At 46.7% G+C, this 14221-nt stretch carries 21 protein-coding genes, 1 tRNA gene and 2 riboswitches; of the genes, 15 read left to right on the forward strand and 7 right to left on the reverse strand.

Annotated features, from left to right (window positions below):
• The first annotated feature begins 56 nt into the window (after window positions 1-56).
• Both RBB45_RS01300 and RBB45_RS01305 read left to right on the forward strand, forming a co-directional pair.
• The gene (locus RBB45_RS01300) at window positions 57-1220 is read left to right on the forward strand and encodes a YqgU-like beta propeller domain-containing protein (protein ID WP_224951502.1); all 1164 of its coding nucleotides are present in this window, start codon (window positions 57-59) and stop codon (window positions 1218-1220) included.
• Between the two features lie 95 nt (window positions 1221-1315).
• Window positions 1316-1636 (forward strand): MTH1187 family thiamine-binding protein, encoded by a 321-nt coding sequence (locus RBB45_RS01305; RefSeq protein ID WP_094767064.1) that lies wholly within the window; start codon window positions 1316-1318, stop codon window positions 1634-1636.
• 87 nt (window positions 1637-1723) lie between these two features.
• Here the strand turns inward: RBB45_RS01305 and RBB45_RS01310 are convergent, their stop codons facing one another.
• Together RBB45_RS01310 and RBB45_RS01315 are read right to left on the reverse strand one after the other, a co-directional pair.
• Window positions 1724-1897: a DUF2759 domain-containing protein gene (locus tag RBB45_RS01310; protein ID WP_009794905.1), complete on the reverse strand. Its 174-nt coding sequence runs from the start codon at window positions 1895-1897 to the stop codon at window positions 1724-1726.
• Window positions 1898-1980: 83 nt separating this feature from the next.
• Window positions 1981-2469, reverse strand: a complete 489-nt coding sequence (locus RBB45_RS01315; protein WP_009794906.1) for a hypothetical protein — start codon at window positions 2467-2469, stop codon at window positions 1981-1983.
• A 110-nt stretch (window positions 2470-2579) separates the two neighbouring features.
• On the opposite strand from RBB45_RS01315, the gene RBB45_RS01320 reads away from it, so the two are divergent.
• Window positions 2580-3212: an MBL fold metallo-hydrolase gene (locus RBB45_RS01320; protein ID WP_009794907.1), complete on the forward strand. Its 633-nt coding sequence runs from the start codon at window positions 2580-2582 to the stop codon at window positions 3210-3212.
• Between the two features lie 28 nt (window positions 3213-3240).
• Complete coding sequence (locus RBB45_RS01325) at window positions 3241-4305, forward strand: class I SAM-dependent methyltransferase (RefSeq protein ID WP_009794908.1); 1065 nt, start codon at window positions 3241-3243, stop codon at window positions 4303-4305.
• A 120-nt stretch (window positions 4306-4425) separates the two neighbouring features.
• Here the strand turns inward: RBB45_RS01325 and RBB45_RS01330 are convergent, their stop codons facing one another.
• Together RBB45_RS01330 and RBB45_RS01335 are read right to left on the reverse strand one after the other, a co-directional pair.
• Entirely contained in the window at window positions 4426-4671 is a 246-nt protein-coding gene (locus RBB45_RS01330; protein ID WP_009794909.1) for a DUF2626 domain-containing protein, read from the reverse strand.
• 84 nt (window positions 4672-4755) lie between these two features.
• Window positions 4756-5457: a helix-turn-helix transcriptional regulator gene (locus tag RBB45_RS01335; protein ID WP_009794910.1), complete on the reverse strand. Its 702-nt coding sequence runs from the start codon at window positions 5455-5457 to the stop codon at window positions 4756-4758.
• A 200-nt stretch (window positions 5458-5657) separates the two neighbouring features.
• On the opposite strand from RBB45_RS01335, the gene RBB45_RS01340 reads away from it, so the two are divergent.
• Entirely contained in the window at window positions 5658-6038 is a 381-nt protein-coding gene (locus RBB45_RS01340) for a Spx/MgsR family RNA polymerase-binding regulatory protein (RefSeq protein ID WP_009794911.1), read from the forward strand.
• A 63-nt stretch (window positions 6039-6101) separates the two neighbouring features.
• Here RBB45_RS01340 and RBB45_RS01345 read toward each other — a convergent pair.
• Window positions 6102-6173 (reverse strand) — tRNA-Gln (locus RBB45_RS01345).
• A 126-nt stretch (window positions 6174-6299) separates the two neighbouring features.
• Between RBB45_RS01345 and comGA the strand changes: the two genes are divergently transcribed.
• From comGA to RBB45_RS01395, 10 genes are all read left to right on the forward strand, one after another.
• The gene (gene comGA, locus RBB45_RS01350; RefSeq protein WP_306009026.1) at window positions 6300-7367 is read left to right on the forward strand and encodes a competence type IV pilus ATPase ComGA; all 1068 of its coding nucleotides are present in this window, start codon (window positions 6300-6302) and stop codon (window positions 7365-7367) included.
• A complete protein-coding gene (comGB, locus tag RBB45_RS01355; protein ID WP_306009027.1) occupies window positions 7354-8385 on the forward strand; it encodes a competence type IV pilus assembly protein ComGB in 1032 nt (343 codons plus the stop codon). The genes comGA and comGB overlap by 14 nt, the downstream gene beginning before the upstream one ends.
• Window positions 8375-8710, forward strand: a complete 336-nt coding sequence (gene comGC, locus RBB45_RS01360; RefSeq protein ID WP_009794914.1) for a competence type IV pilus major pilin ComGC — start codon at window positions 8375-8377, stop codon at window positions 8708-8710. The genes comGB and comGC overlap by 11 nt, the downstream gene beginning before the upstream one ends.
• The gene (gene comGD / locus RBB45_RS01365; protein WP_009794915.1) at window positions 8703-9140 is read left to right on the forward strand and encodes a competence type IV pilus minor pilin ComGD; all 438 of its coding nucleotides are present in this window, start codon (window positions 8703-8705) and stop codon (window positions 9138-9140) included. Before comGC ends, comGD begins: the two co-directional genes overlap by 8 nt.
• A complete protein-coding gene (locus tag RBB45_RS01370; protein WP_253617977.1) occupies window positions 9127-9447 on the forward strand; it encodes a hypothetical protein in 321 nt (106 codons plus the stop codon). Before comGD ends, RBB45_RS01370 begins: the two co-directional genes overlap by 14 nt.
• Window positions 9392-9874: a competence type IV pilus minor pilin ComGF gene (gene comGF, locus RBB45_RS01375; protein ID WP_022544181.1), complete on the forward strand. Its 483-nt coding sequence runs from the start codon at window positions 9392-9394 to the stop codon at window positions 9872-9874. Before RBB45_RS01370 ends, comGF begins: the two co-directional genes overlap by 56 nt.
• Complete coding sequence (gene comGG, locus RBB45_RS01380; protein WP_306009028.1) at window positions 9861-10250, forward strand: competence type IV pilus minor pilin ComGG; 390 nt, start codon at window positions 9861-9863, stop codon at window positions 10248-10250. The genes comGF and comGG overlap by 14 nt, the downstream gene beginning before the upstream one ends.
• Window positions 10251-10265: 15 nt before the next feature.
• Window positions 10266-10766: a shikimate kinase gene (locus RBB45_RS01385; RefSeq protein WP_129612053.1), complete on the forward strand. Its 501-nt coding sequence runs from the start codon at window positions 10266-10268 to the stop codon at window positions 10764-10766.
• A 38-nt stretch (window positions 10767-10804) separates the two neighbouring features.
• Window positions 10805-10999 carry a YqzE family protein gene (locus RBB45_RS01390; RefSeq protein ID WP_009794920.1) on the forward strand — a complete coding sequence of 65 codons (195 nt, stop codon included), beginning with the start codon at window positions 10805-10807 and terminating at the stop codon, window positions 10997-10999.
• A 72-nt stretch (window positions 11000-11071) separates the two neighbouring features.
• Window positions 11072-11233, forward strand: a complete 162-nt coding sequence (locus RBB45_RS01395; RefSeq protein WP_156917017.1) for a hypothetical protein — start codon at window positions 11072-11074, stop codon at window positions 11231-11233.
• A 58-nt stretch (window positions 11234-11291) separates the two neighbouring features.
• On the opposite strand, the gene RBB45_RS01400 is transcribed toward RBB45_RS01395, so the two are convergent.
• Both RBB45_RS01400 and RBB45_RS01405 read right to left on the reverse strand, forming a co-directional pair.
• Window positions 11292-12086, reverse strand: coding sequence for a YqhG family protein (locus RBB45_RS01400; protein WP_009794922.1), 795 nt, complete (start codon window positions 12084-12086; stop codon window positions 11292-11294).
• Entirely contained in the window at window positions 12064-13752 is a 1689-nt protein-coding gene (locus RBB45_RS01405; protein WP_306009029.1) for a DEAD/DEAH box helicase, read from the reverse strand. The genes RBB45_RS01400 and RBB45_RS01405 overlap by 23 nt, the downstream gene beginning before the upstream one ends.
• Before the next feature lie 245 nt (window positions 13753-13997).
• A riboswitch (glycine riboswitch) is annotated at window positions 13998-14085 on the forward strand.
• A gap of 3 nt (window positions 14086-14088) precedes the next feature.
• Window positions 14089-14166: riboswitch (glycine riboswitch) on the forward strand.
• The last annotated feature ends 55 nt before the right edge of the window (window positions 14167-14221 follow it).

The raw sequence follows: 14221 nt of genomic DNA on the forward strand, positions 1-14221 counted from the left end.
AAAGATAAATTTACTTGAAACCATTTATGGCTCAGAAGGGAAAAAGGATGTGTGGAATGAAACATGAAGACTCTCACCCATTTTTTAAGTTTTTAGGCCCATTCCTGTTTATATTTGCTTTATCCACACTCATCCTATTCGGGTGCAGCCCCGAGCCTGCCAGCCGGGATGGCGGGGAAAATGGGAAAGGTCATTCGGCCCAGACAGCTGGCAAGGGGCAGGGAGACCAGGAAGAAAAATTTAAGGTGAAGCCTGTAACCGTCGAAGAGGGAGAAATCCAGTCCATCAACGGATGGGTTGGAAAGAACATACTTGCCTTTACTGTTGCGGAACAGGAAGGAACAAAAGTGATTACCCATAATATTAAAACAGGGAAGCAGCAAACAATCTATGAGGATGAGGAACCGATTGCGGCTGTAACAGTCAGCCCATCAGGGAAATATCTGCTCATCCAGTCACCGCAGGCCGGCAATGAAAGCACCCTTACCATCATTGATCATGAAGGAGCCCAATTAGCTGAAGAAACGATGGAGCTGTATGAGCTTGCAGTTGAATGGAATCCTTTTGATGAGAACAGCCTCCTGCTCTCTGTGTTTAATGAGGATTGGGAATTCCAGGTTTACCATTTTCAAATCAGCGGGAATCTGCTTGAAAAAATCGGATTGCCAGAGCCTTTTGCCCAATGGATATCCAAGGACGATTTGTTTTATCTGGATTGGAGCGAGCAAAGCCCTTCTCTCTTTGCTCCTATGAAAACGATGGGGCTTTTGAATGGAGAGGCCAAAACTGTCCTTGATGATCTGATTAAAGCAGAAGCGTTGCCTGAAGGGATAGTGGCGCTTTCTGTCGATCAGGAACAGGAAGGGATGGCTGAGTATACCTTCTATGACGGGGGCTTCCAGCGTGTATCTTCTTTTTCGATGCCTCATTTAACAAGATATTCAGATTGGCTGGTTCCTTACTATGCATACGATCAATCCGCCGGTCATTTTTATACCTTTGAACCGCTCTACAGTACAGAAGCAGATGCATACGCAGAAGGTTTCAGGCTGATCAGCTACAGTCCTGATGAACAGATAAAGGATACCATTTTCGAGGAGATGGAAAACGAGCCTTTGAGCTGCGCTCCCGAAGGCAGCTGGTGCCTGTACGGGTTTTATTTTGAAAAGCTTCTGAATATGGCTGATAAAACAACGGTTGATCTTGTGAAAAAAGAATAGTTTTCCCTTTTGTTTATAAAAGGAAAGGTCTACAATACAAAATGAATCCTCTATGCGCTATAGAGGCTTTGAATAAGATTGAAAGAGTGATGTAAGTGGCTATTGCAGATGTAACAATCATTCCGATCGGAACTGGTTCGCCAAGTGTCAGTGCATATGTGGCAGATATTCAAAGAGTCCTGCAGAAGTTTGAAAGCGAAGGGCTGATCAGGTTTCAGCTGACCCCTATGAGCACGCTTATTGAAGGAGAGCTGCCGGATTTATTCAAGGTTATCGAAGCCATGCATGAAGTGCCGTTTGAAAAAGGCCTTGCACGTGCTGCAACCAACATCCGTATTGATGACAGGCGGGATGTTGCAAGAAAGATGGAAGACAAGGTAGCGAGGGTGCAAAGCCGCCTGGAGGGATTGGAATAACAGAAAAACAGGGCTGCTTTCAAGCAGTCCTGTTTTTCTGTGAAAATAAAAAAAGCTTGCTGCAGGGCAGAAGCTTTTTTCAATGCATTAGTGTGCCGCCGGAAAACCGTGGTGGATAAGGGTCATAACTGCAAACCAGCCGAAAACGGCAAAAGAGCCTCCTCCGAACACAATTCCCAGGAGATTCTTATTTTTAAGCGCAGAGAAGGTGCCGTATGCTGCAAGCAATGAAACTAAAGCAAAGACAATGACCAAGCCCATGTTGAAAAGCCCCCTTTATCGTATGATCAGATTAGTAAAATCTGTATGTAAGTAATGGTTTACATTCGTTATTATTATATATTTTATATACCCAATTTGTCGAGGTCTAAAAATGACACTTCTATGTCGTATGCCCTTGCAATCCCTAAAGCCAGCTCCTCCAGGTGTACCCCGATAAAATAAACGCGCCCGCACGTGAGAGAAGACGATGCAGCCAGATGCTCTTCAAATTGCAGCAGGGCCATCTCCCGCTGGGCCGCCTCCCCGGCTGTTATGGCAAATGGGCGAACAAGCTCCATCCAAAGATAATATTCCCCATTTTCTGAAATGGTTCCGCAATCATCAAAATGTTCCCCCATAATGGCATCTTCCAGGTATATGAGGAGGTGCCGGTCTTCGAACAGATGCCCTTCTTTCAGCAAAAAGACCGCTGTCTCCCTATCCTGTTCAGATTCGAACAAATATAGGGTGCCCGCTGTATCCTTCAGGCTTGTTTCATTTCTGAGCAGCAGATCAAACTCAGGCAATTCCCCGATAAGGCTTGAAGCCTCAGCAGCATAAAAAATCTTCAATTCAGCATCCCCCCGGTTTATTTTTATCCTCTTTATGCAATCAGCTTTAGGTGGTATTAGTAATAGTGTAAAATATACATAAATAAATGTTCAACTGGAGGCTTTATATAATGGAGTGGAAACAGATACCTTTAGGACCGATTCAGACAAACAGCTATGTTCTCTCAAGAGAGGATGGAACCTGCCTGATTATAGATCCGGGTGGTGAAGCGTCAAAGCTGGCAGGGTATATTAAGGGCAATAAGCTGAAGCCGCTTGCTGTCCTGCTGACACATGCCCATTTTGATCATATTGGTGCATTGGATGAAATCAGGGAAGAATTCGGCTGTCCTGCTTATCTTCATAAAAAGGAATCCTCATGGCTGCGTGATCCTTCCCTGAACGGCTCACAGTTTTTCAGGATGGGCAAGGTCACTGCCAAGCCTGCGGATAATCTTCTTGCAGGAGATCAGGAAATGAAAATCGGCGCGTTTTCGTTCCAAATTATTGAGACGCCCGGCCATTCGCCTGGAAGTGTTTCATTCTACTTTCCGGAAGCAAGCCTGGTAGCTTCAGGTGATGCTTTGTTCAGCGGAAGCATAGGAAGGACAGACCTTCCCGGCGGAAACCAGGAAAAGCTGCTGAAGAGCATCCACGACAAGCTTCTGGTACTGCCGGAGGATACCCTGGTCCTCTCCGGCCACGGGCCTGCCACTTACATTGGACAGGAAATGGATTCCAATCCATTCCTTAATGGATTCTGAGCTATCAAGTAAAAGGCGGGGATGAAGGGTGCTGGAACTTTTGACTGAAATCATCAGCCGCAGCCCATCGGGAAGGATAACGGCTGAGCAGTTTATGGATATCGCACTATACGACGAAAATAAAGGCTATTATATGGTACCCAAGCCGAAAATCGGGCGTAACGGGGATTTTATCACCACATCAAATATTTCTGATATATATGGAAGGGCGGTAGCCAAATGGTACTTCCGCCAAACGCAGGAGCGGGGACTCCCTTCCCGTGTCTGTGAAATCGGGGCAGGGGACGGCCGTTTTGCTTCAGCATTCATTGACGAGTGGAATAAACTGTCCGGGGATCCTGTCACATATTTTGTCAAAGAAGAAAGCCCATATCATAAAGGCCTGCAGTCTTCTCTTATAGGAGCCCGTGTGCAGCAGGTCGATTCTCTCGAGGAACTTAAGCCTTTTTGCGGTTTGATTTTTTCTAATGAATTATTCGATGCCCTGCCGGTCAGAGTGGTTGAAAAACAGCAGGGGCGTATGATGGAAGTTATGGTAGCAATGGAAAGCGGGGAGCTCAAGGAAGAAGCTGTTCCCCTTGGGGATCCTTCTGTGCTGTCCTACATAAGGGAAAACGGTTTAAAGCTAAAAGAAAATCAGCGACTGGAAATCCCTTTAAGGATGATTGGATTAATATCTTCCATTTCTGAAATGCTTCAGAAGGGGATTGTCCTGACTGTGGATTATGGATATACAGATGAAGAATTGATGGACCCTGCCAGGAAAAGAGGAAGCTTGAGGGGCTATTCCAATCACAGGCTGATCGATGACTTCTTGCGCAGCCCCGGCAAAATGGACATAACAAGCCATGTCCATTTTGATTCTTTTATCCGTGAGGGAGAGAAGCGGGACTTGAAATTTGAAGGGAAGTACAGGCAGGATGAATTCCTACTTTCCTGCGGTATCCTGGAGGATCTGCTAAATCATGACGATCCTGATCCCTTTTCTGCAGCCAGCAGGCGGAACCGGGCGATCAGGCAGCTGATCCTGCCTTCCGGGATGAGTGCTGCCTTTCATAGCATCGTGCAGACGAAAGGGCTGGGTGAAGGATAGAAAGAGTGCAAGTGCCTTGCTTCGTTAAGGAACGCAGCTGTGGACAGTAATCGGAGTTATATAATTTTACTTGAAATAAAAAAAGCGATGGGAATTCCATCGCTTTTTCTTTTGCGCACTTTAGTGCCCACCGGCTCCTGGGGTCATCATAAAAGTTGACCAGTAGGTGAAGCCAACAAAGAAAACGGTTAAATAAGCGCCAAAAATATAAATATACATACGTTCGGAAAGCTTTAAATAGCTTAGAAGCAGGAAAAATCCTGTTTGGCCGAAGAAGATTAGAGACGTTGTATACATGTCCCCCAAGAAGAACATGACAGCAAAAATGCCCGTCCAGAATCCCAATACTCTGTACATGCGATCCATATGTATCCCTCCTTTAAAGCAAGCAGTTCAATCACTACCATATTATAAAGTAATTCTTATTAAAAAGTAAACAACTCTTTGCTGTTACTTTGTAACCGCTGCATAGTATGAGCACGATTTACAGTTATTCATCATATTTTCCGTTTCAGCCAGTTCGGCAGAAGGAAAAAGTGCGCTGAGCATCCCTTGCAGGTATTCGAAGTGCATGTCGCACACATCTGCCGGATGTTTGGCTGCCACCTCTTTAAAAGGGCAGTTGTAAATTTGGAAGTATATTTTAGTTTTTTCCGGATTCATGCTGAACTCCGGGAAAAAACCGGCCGCCATGGCCGCACCCTTAAGCAAGAAGAATCTTTCGTCAAAAGAAAGGTCTTCCTCTTTTTTTTCCTGCCTGTTCAATTCTTGTATAAGGAGCTCCCTGCCAAATTTTCTTCCGGTCTCCTTCAGGGCTTTTTTGCCGGCATCACCGAGGCCCATCATTGATTCAATGCAGATTCTTGCAAGCAGCTGAAAATCCCGGAAAGGGAAATTCATCTGGATCAATTCATCGGAGAGCTTATAGTGCCTGCTTGGCCTTCCCCCTTTTCCCGTCTTGCCGGATTTGGAAACCAATAAACCGGCATCTTCCAATTTAGACAGATGCAGGCGGGCAACATTCGCATGAATGCTGAAGTTTTCAGCAATCTCCTGGACAGTGACGTCGCTGTGCTTCTTTGTTATGAACTGATAAATATGATAGCGGGTTGGATCTGCCAGCACATTTGTCACCTTTAACGTTTGATCCATTTCATCACCTCCACCGATCCAATTCCATTATAATACAGCGGCAGCAGGAACAGGTAAGGCAAAAATGAATGTTAGAAAAAAGTTCACAAAAAAGTATTAAATAAGGAGTGTAAAATACTGTACAAAGGTTATACAAATGATGTACAATTCATTTAACAACAAACTAACTAACTAAAAAACCAGAAAAGTGAGGGATAAAAATGAATGAACTGACTTTCTTCACGTACCCGAGCTGTACATCATGCCGAAAGACCAAAAGCTGGCTCAAGGCAAACTCAATCGACTTTTCAGAAAGGCATCTGTTCCGCGAAACTCCATCCAGCAAAGAACTGCTTGAGATCCTGTCTTTGACAACAGAAGGCCTTGATGAGGTTCTGGCCACCCGCAGCAGCACCTTTAAAAACCTGAACATTGATGTGAATGAACTCTCCCTGTCAGAGGTTGTCAAAATGATCGTGGAAGAGCCGAAGCTGCTGAGAAGGCCCATTCTGACTGACGGGAAAAAACTGGTTGTCGGCTATAATCCCGATGCTTTAAAGGGGATTGCCAGCAGGAAAGAACCGCTGAAGCTGAGCAGCTGAACAGCTGAACAGAAAAGAGGGGAATCAGCCATGCTGATTCCCCTCTTTTCTTCCTTTTGAAAACTGGGCTAGCTGGATTCGAACCAACGCATGACGGAGTCAAAGTCCGTTGCCTTACCGCTTGGCTATAGCCCAATGCTGCTGTGTAAAGATAGTATATGGAAAAACGGAAGTCCTATGCAAAAAAATAAAAATATCAGGAGGACATTTGCAGGAACTGTCGAAATAAGTATTATCCCAAAGAAAGGCGGTGTTATATGGTTGAGTAAAATTGAAAGATTGGCCGACAGTATCGTATGTGATGCGGTCAGGAGAAATGCCTCGGATATCCACATCCTCCCGCGCAGGCATGATACCCTGGTCCAGCTCAGAATCGCTGACAGGCTCTTATCGCGGCAGGTTCTGCCGACTGATGACTGTGAGAGGCTGATTGCGCATTTCAAGTTCTCTGCTTCAATGGATATCGGCGACCGCAGGCGCCCGCAAAGCGGCGCGTATTCGCTGGAGATTGATCAGAAGCTGATCGGCCTCCGATTGTCCACCCTTCCTTCTTCCCATCATGAAAGTCTGGTCATCCGCATCCTTCCCCAGGAAGACAATATCCACATTTCAAAGATCTCCCTGTTTCCGGCTATGTCGAATAAGCTTCTGGCACTGCTGAAGCATGCCCATGGGCTGGTCCTGTTTACCGGGCCGACCGGCAGCGGAAAAACAACTACCCTCTATTCCCTCCTGCATGAAACTTCATCCTTATTCAAAAGAAATGTCATCACGCTTGAGGATCCGATCGAGAAGGACAGCGACCTCGTACTTCAGGTGCAGGTAAATGAAAAGGCGGGCGTGTCATATGCTTCAGGGCTGAAGGCCATCCTGAGGCATGATCCGGACATCATTATGGTCGGTGAGATACGCGATGCGGAGACGGCTGAAATTGCCGTACGGGCAGCGCTAACAGGCCATCTTGTGCTGAGTACGATGCACACCAGGGATGCCAAGGGTGCTATATACCGGCTTGGTGAGTTCGGGGTAGGATGGCAGGAAATTGAGCAGACCCTGATAGCTGTAACAGCGCAGCGTCTCGTGGAGCTGTCATGCCCGTATTGCAGCGGTACCTGTCCGCCTCACTGCCGGGGTGCCGCTGCGGGAAAAAGGGCGAGTGTGTTTGAATTATTGACAGGCAAAGCCCTTTCTGCGGTCATGAAGGAGGCCAGAGGGGAAGGGAGCGCCTATCAGTATCCTACTCTGAAGAACGCCATTCTCAAAGGAATTGCGCTGGGGTATATTAAGGAGGCTGAAATGGATCGGTGGGTGTATAATGAGGACTCGTAAATGGACGCTGGACGAACAGGCGGGATTCCTGAAGAGGACAGGCGAACTTCTGCAGAAGGGCTACCCGCTCAGCGAAGCAATCGAATCCCTGGCCTATCATTTGCCTGATTACAGAAAAGCAGCAATTTCAAATAGTCTCAATGATTTAAAAGAGGGCCATCCTTTTTACCGGGTCCTCACAAACCTCAATTTCAACCCCACTTTGATCGGCTATGTCTATTTTGCCGAACAGCATGGCGGCCTTGCAGAAGCCTTTATAGACGGAAGCGCTATTATGGAGAAAAGAAGCAAGGAAATCAGCAGCCTGAGAAAAATCCTCTATTATCCGCTGTTTCTGATGTCAGCCACATCTATTCTATTTTTCATTGTCCAGCAGACGCTTCTCCCCAGATTTACTTCGCTTTTTTCTTCCATGGATTTAGACACAAATTTCTTTACTGAAGCGGTAATGCTTGCAGGGACCCTGTTCCCCATTTTTGCTGTCCTTTTCCTTGCCTTCGCTGCAGCTTCATTATTGTATTATTCTTTCAGGTTCAGGCATCTTCCCCAGATGGACCAGAAACGGCGCCTTGCCATGCTCCCTGCAGCCGGCCCACTGCTCCGGCTGTTTTATACCCAGTATTTCACGGCCCAGCTTGGCTATCTGCTAGGAGGGGGGCTCTCAGTCTCTGAGGCTCTCCTCTTATTCCAGCGAAATCCCCAGCAGCCTTTTTACAGTGAATTGGGGGAATCCATAAAAATCAGGCTCAGAACCGGGGAGAAACTGGATGATATTTTGTCCGGCTTTGCTTTTTTCCAGGAAGATCTGTGCCAAATCATCCGCCATGGCGAGAGAAACGGCAAGCTTGGACAGGAGCTGAGGTTTTACAGCATCCACTGCATGGAGGCATTCGAGCAGAAGGTCACTTCAGGCCTCAAAATCGTCCAGCCAGTATTATTCTCCCTCATCGGCGCCCTCGTGATTTCCATGTATCTGGCCGTGATGCTCCCCATGTTTCATTTACTAAATGGTTTATAAAGGAGATGAAATAGTGAAAAACGAAAAAGGTTTTACCCTTATTGAAATGATGATCGTCCTGCTTGTCATTTCTGTCCTGCTCATCATAACCGTGCCGAATATCACCAAGCATAATTCCAAGATCAACAGCAAAGGCTGCGAGGCTTACATCAAGATGGTCCAGGCCCAGGTCCAGTCATATGAGATAGAGCATAAACAGTATCCTTCGGGAGTAGAGGAGCTTGTAAGCGAGGGATATTTAAAAGAAGGCGAAACATCCTGTCCGAACGGCAGCAGCATCTCTATCAGTGCGGATGGGGAGGTCACGCAGCTGAATAATGGCTAAAGGTGAAGGTGGATTCACACTAGTTGAAACACTGCTTATCTTCTCAATTTTTCTTCTGGTCTCTTCTCTGGCTGCTGTTTATATCGTCCCTCAGGCAAGCCGGCTTGAAAGCAGGCTGTTTTTGTCTCAGCTTCAATCAGACCTCTTTTTCGCACAGCAATATGCGATTTCCCGCCAGGAGACCATTTCCTTTTATATATTTCCGGACGAAAACCGTTATATCGCCACCCCGCCCAATTCTGCCGCTATTATCGACAGAAGCTATGAGGAGGATATCGCCATATACGAAGATACAATGAAGTTATCCTTCCGTTTTCTCCCAAGCGGGAATGTAAGCAGCTTCGGTTCACTGTATGCCGAAGCCGGCGGGGAAACATACAGGATCACGTTTTTAATAGGGAAAGGAAGGTTTTATATTGTTAAAGAATAAAGGCTTCTTTCTTGCGGAGCTTATCCTCAGCCTGTCTGCCTGGCTCGTTTCTGCCTGTGTGCTGTTTCCGCTGTTCCTCCATGCCTCAGACCAGGCGGAGGAACACAGAAAAAGCTCTGAAGCGGTGCAGGCCTTATATGAATATCTTCAGATGAAAGCTGCGGGATCGGCCCATTCTGTGCTTCACCATGAAGCCTATCCCATAGAGGAGATGGAATTGGATGGACTGAGTGTGGAGGTTTGTGTTCACTATGAGAAAAAGAACGGGAAACACGAAAGAATTTGTGACATTTATTTTAAGGAATAATGGCTTTACGCTGGCTGAGATGCTCTTCGGCTTTAGCATCTTCCTCATCATTGCTTCACTGCTCCCTCTTTCGCTCAGATACCTGGCTGATGGGGAAGCATCGGAAATGAGGCTTCAAAGAATGGAATGGGAAATCTTTTCTGCACAGCTGAAAAAAGAGGTTCATATGAGCGTAAATATTGAAGTAAATGAAGGGCGGCTGACGCTTGCGGGGAGCGGTGAGTCTGTCAGCTTTGAAAGGTACGGCAGCAATCTAAGAAGGAGAGTCAACGGGCAAGGGCATGAAGTGGTTTTGCAGAATATCCAGGCGGCCTCGTTTTCCTTTCAGGGCAAGAGCCTTCTCGTAGAGGCGCAAAGCCGCAACGGGGAAAATTTTCACACAGTGATTGTGCCATTTATAGAGGTGAACCAGAATGCTCCGGAATGAAAAAGGGTTTGCTTTTCCTGTGTCTCTGAGCATTCTTCTGGCTTCCTGCTTATCGCTTCTTATCCTGCTGGGGCAGAATGTGTCAGAAGCAGAATTGCTGAACGAAAAAGAACAAATCCTCAAACAGGATTATTATTTGCTCAGCTCTGTCAAAAGGCTTGAGAGGCACCTGGCGGATGTGGAGGAGGATGAAACCCTCCAGCTTGGCAGCTTTATATTTAAAGAAGGGACTGTGACATATTCTATGACAGAACTGGCGGGCTCTCTCTTCGAAATCTCCTTTACCCTGGCGATAGAATCCCAGAAACCGATTGTTTCATATGCGTTTTATGACAGAGACCGCGGAAAAATGATAAAATGGACAGAAAAAAAGTGAACGGAGATCCGCCTGATGAATACAATCTACTTAATCGGCTTTATGGGAGCGGGGAAGACCACTGTCGGCAGAGAGCTTTCCTGTGTTCTTGGGAAGCCTGCAGTTGATATGGATGAGGAAATAGAAAAGGAAGCAGGCATCAGCATCAAGGAGATGTTTGCCCAGAAAGGCGAGGAATATTTCCGTAAGCTGGAAACGCAAATGCTGAAGCGTTTGTCGGCAAGGGACATCATCGTCACTACAGGGGGAGGTGTCGTCTTAAGGAAGGAAAACCGCGACCTTCTAAAAAACACCGGGACTGTCCTGTTCCTGCATGCCTCTCCTGAGGAAACAATTAAAAGGCTTGCTGCTGATACGGCACGTCCGCTGCTCGAGGGCGGGCTTGAACAGAAAGTAAAAGTTCTCTATCAATCGAGGCTTCCATTGTATAAGGAAGCTGCCGACCATATTATTGAGACTGATGGGAGGACAATCGGTTCCATCACGGCAGAAGCGCAGCTGTGTTTGAAAAGCTGACGGCCGGGACATACTTTGACTAAAGAGAGGTGTGTCCGATGAAAACCAATGATTATGTGAAATATGTCACCCAGACTTTTGTGAAGTATATGGACCAGCCGAAGGATGAGCGGAAAAAACAGAAGGAAAGCCGCAAGGATGAAAAAGAGCCGTTCCTATTCAAATGGTTCGGAATCATCCCATATGCACTGCTGGCTGGGCTGAAAAAAGGTAAAGCGGCAAAACGGCAATAGAAAAAGGCGTTATGAGGAGCCTGGCCTGAGAAATAGGAGTGTATGCTCCAGTCCGGCGGCGGGGAGTATGATATGCCGGAAATAAAAAAAGAGAAGTGCGGGCCGGGCCTGCACTTCTCTTTTTTTTCGGGAGATGAAGAAGTATATACTGGAAACTATCCAGGGGTGATGATAAGGAAGTACAGCCTTAAGATACTCCCTTATCTTGTACCAGCTTATGCTGCAGCAGGATAAGAGGAGCGGCGAATACCGGACAAGCATAGAAAATGTGTGAAAGCCATGCTGTTTCTGCCTAAACGGCCGTATCTGTCAGATAGAAAAGCCCGCCATTCACGATGCTGACATTGACTTTTGGCTCATATTGCTCCTGCAGGGCGGTTTTTTCATTTTCGTAGGTCTCGTTCCGTTCTTCCATATCTTCATAAAAATGTTCAAGCAGATCAAGATCCTTCTTCCATCGTTCCCTTGCCTCGTCAGCCCAGCCGTGCTCCTCTGAATCAATCTGCGACTTCAGGAATCCTTCGATCCTGCTGATGCCGCTCTTTGGCATGATCAGAGGCGACAATGTAAACGAATAGTCGGGGATCTTCGGTGTAAGCTGCAGCTGAAGCAGGCGGTCATGGAAGTTTTCAACCATTTGGCCATTGAGCAGCTGCAGACCGATCGATTTGAATACATCTCTTTTCCGGTCGCATTGATAAGAAATTTTTACATTCATGCAAAGCCACGGCCTTAAAGGCGTCTGCCTGCCCGGCGGGGAAGAATGCTGTTCGTACAGACGGATGTAGCCTGCAAGGCTCCGTGCTGATTGAAATATCTGATGCAGGCGCGGAGAACCGAAATGGATCGTTTCTCCCTTCAAGTCGGAAGGCGCAAGCTGCCGGTTAGTAATGAACGTCAGCTTCATCGGGTTCGGGATGCCTCCGGTTTTTTCAAGATAATGCCAGTAGAAAGGACGGTTCATCAGCTCTTTATCAAGCTCAATTGTCAACTGGACTGTCATATAGCCGGGTCCCTCCTCAGTGATATCACAGCCGTTTGCGGTAAAATAGCGTGCCAGGAATTTACGTATTTCCTGCTGCTGCATGTGCGCCGCCCTCCTTCATTTCTTCAGCAAGCTGTATCATGCTATTCAAGTTCTCCATTTTGATTCTCATCTCTCCCTCTGAAGCCGATCTTCCAAAAATATCTGTCAGATGGTCCTCGATGCTTCCGAACTCAAGCTTGGCGAGGATATCATCAAGCTCCCCGATGACTTTTTCAAACAGATGAATCTTCTCATACAGCAATTTGAGAATATGTTCTTCAACTGTATCCTTGACTGCGAAATTATAAATCATCACATCTTTTTCCTGGCCCAAACGGTGGATCCTTCCGATTCTTTGTTCAAGACGCATCGGATTCCATGGCAGGTCATAATTGATAATATGGTTGCAGAATTGGAGGTTGATCCCTTCACCTCCGGCCTCTGTCGCAATCAGGACCTGGACATTGTTCTTGAACAGCTCTCTCATCCAATCCTTCTTACCCCTTTTGAAACCGCCCCTGAAAGGGACAGAACTGATGCCGTGCTGCTTCAGGAACCATTGTAGGTAAAGCTGGGTCGCCCTGTATTCTGTGAAAATGATGACCTTATCGTCAATGCCTTTGATAAGCTCGAGCGCTTTTTCTGCTTTAGAATTTCTCTGAATCTTCTCCACTTTGCTGACCAGGAACTGAATCTGTTCCTGAAACATATCAGAAGGGGCCTCCTGCCTGGAAACCATATTGCGGAGCGTATAAAAGACTGCCTCCCGGCTGCTGCAGGCCTCGCGCTGCAGGGTCATGACGGAGAACTGGCTTGAATTGACCCAATCTCCTTCCCCTCTCAATTCTGTAACAGATTCGTACAGATCTCTTTCTTCCTTGGAAAATTCAATCGGGATGGTTTCTACATGCCGTTTTGTCCATTCAATCCCGGTATCAGCCCGCCTGTTCCGGATCATCACTTTATTGACCAGCTCTTTCAGGTGGGCATTGTCATCGAGCGAGCGTGAATCCTTCTTATACTTTTCATAAAAAGCTGTTTCATTACCCAGATGGCCAGGCTTCAAGAGAGAAACGAGGTTGAAAATCTCGCTTATCCTGTTCTGGATCGGTGTAGCAGTAAGGAGAAGGCAGAATTTCTTCTTCAGGCTCTGGACAAATTCATAGTTTTTCGTTTTGCTGTTTTTCAGCTTATGAGCTTCATCGATGATAATCAAATCATAATCAAGTGAAAAAATGATGTCGCGGTGCGGATTCCTTTTGGCTGTATCTATGGAAGATACCACCACATCGCACTGCTCCCACACATAAGCCTTGCGCTGGGCAACTGCCGGTATGTAGAATTTTGTGTTCAGCTCGATTTCCCACTGGGTGACAAGAGAGGCTGGAACCAGGATAAGGACTTTTTTCACGAGACCCCTAATCATATATTCTTTTAGTATCAGTCCCGCTTCAATTGTTTTTCCGAGCCCGACCTCATCGGCCAATATCGCTTTTCCGTTCATATTCTCAACTACCTGCCTGGCAACTTCCAGCTGGTGGGGCAGCGGCGTCAGGTCCGGCAAGTGCCCCGGAGCCTGGAGGCCATTGAATTCGGGGATGATGGTATGCTGCTCGACCTCTGCAGCAAGTCTGTAAAGCTCCCAATTCCCCCAAGGTCCGTCATTGGATATTCTTGATAGAAACTCGGTTTGCCATGTAGAATCAAAATCGATCTGGACTGGCATGGTAAAACAGCTCCTTCGCTTGTAGTTAAGCCCCTCTTGGCAATGCCCCCGGGGAGTCCTGCGGGTAAAAAGAAGCGTCTCAAATTATATATTGCCCAATCTGAAATAGGATGGTAGGATGATAATAGCTTTGAATGTTTCGAAATTTGTCATTAAACAAATTTTGGCTCCGAACGGCCATCAGCAGCATGCTGCGGATTCTTCATTGAATAGTATGGCCATATTGGAAAAAATTATAAATGCGGATGAGAATAAGGGGAGAGACTGTGTATACAGCGCCGAAGGAGCAAGCATTCATGTGAATCTCTCAGGCAAAAGAACCCTTGTTGGACGCGGCTCTGGAGAGTGCTTCATTTAGGAAGCCACCAAAGGGGAAAACCGGTAAAAGGTAAACTTTCAGGTGCCAGGACAGAGACCCTCGTTAGGAACGGGGGATTTCTCTGTCCTTTTTTCGTGCCCAAAACCTTCA

It is taken from the genome of Bacillus sp. MMSF_3328 (assembly GCF_030733525.1).
GTDB classification, from domain to species: domain Bacteria; phylum Bacillota; class Bacilli; order Bacillales; family Cytobacillaceae; genus Bacillus_AB; species Bacillus_AB infantis.